The 1069-nt window shown below is 60.0% G+C and carries 1 protein-coding gene; it reads left to right on the top strand.

What is annotated here, in order from left to right:
* Nucleotides 1-1056 (top strand): IS3 family transposase gene (locus RAC79_RS25590; RefSeq protein WP_374997697.1). Its coding sequence is split into 2 segments (ribosomal slippage), with 1057 coding nucleotides annotated over them: nucleotides 1-209 and nucleotides 209-1056; the frame shifts between segments, so codons are not numbered across the junction. This gene is flagged as partial in the annotation.
* Nucleotides 1057-1069 lie beyond the last annotated feature (13 nt).

Raw genomic sequence — 1069 nt, 5'->3', positions numbered from 1 at the left:
GAAGGAGCAGGAGGCGGGCGCGAAGACGGCGGACGTCTGCCGCAAGCACGGCATCTCGAATGCAACCTTCTACAAATACAAGACGAAGTATGGCGGCATGGATGTGTCCGACGCTCGCAAGCTGAAGGCGTTGGAGGACGAGAACGCCAAGCTGAAGAAGCTCTTGGCCGAGGCCATGCTGGACAATGCGATTCTGAAGGATGTCGCTTCAAAAAAATGGTGACGCCCGATGTGAAGCGGAATGCGGTGGCTCATGTCCGTGCGCAGCACGGGGTGAGCCAGCGTCGGGCGTGCGAGGTTCTGTCGGTGGATAGGTCGAGCATACGATATTGCAGTGTCCGGCCGGACGATGCGTCCATTCGGAAGGCGATGAAGAAGGTGGCATCCGAACGTCGCCGCTTCGGCTATCGGCGCATCCACGTGATGCTCGACCGACAGGGGATCGTCATGAACCTGAAGAAGCTTCGGCGTCTCTACCGCGAGGAGAAGCTGACGGTGCGCAAGCGTGGCGGCCGAAAGCGGGCCTTGGGCACGAGACGTCCTCTGGCTCTGCCGTCGCGTCCGGGCGAGCGCTGGAGCCTGGACTTCGTCAGCGATGCCTTCACCGACGGCCGTCGGTTCCGTATTCTGGCGGTGGTCGACGACTTCACCCGTGAATGCCTGTGCCTGGTCGCAGACACATCCCTGTCGGGCGTTCGGCTTGTCCGGGAACTGGACAGCCTCATCGCCAGACGCGGCAAACCGAGAACGATCGTCTCGGACAACGGGACGGAGATGACCAGCATGGCCATCCTCAAATGGTGCCAGGAGAGCAAGGTCGACTGGCATTACATCGCCCCTGGCAAGCCAATGCAAAACGGCTTCGTCGAAAGCTTCAACGGCAGCTTCCGCGACGAGTGCCTCAACGAGACTCTGTTTTCGTCGCTCGCTCAAGCCCGCGCCGCAATCACGGAATGGAAGGAGGATTACAACAAGAACAGGCCTCACTCGTCGCTGGGCAACATCACACCCAGCGCATTCGCAATGAAAATGGCTATGGAAAAATGGGCCGCATGAGGCCAGATTGAAA

This window comes from Agrobacterium sp. LR_9, assembly GCF_041954855.1.
GTDB classification, from domain to species: Bacteria; Pseudomonadota; Alphaproteobacteria; order Rhizobiales; family Rhizobiaceae; genus Agrobacterium; species Agrobacterium leguminum.
Note: the sequence above shows the minus strand (reverse complement) of the source record. Positions and strands in the feature narration are given on the sequence as shown.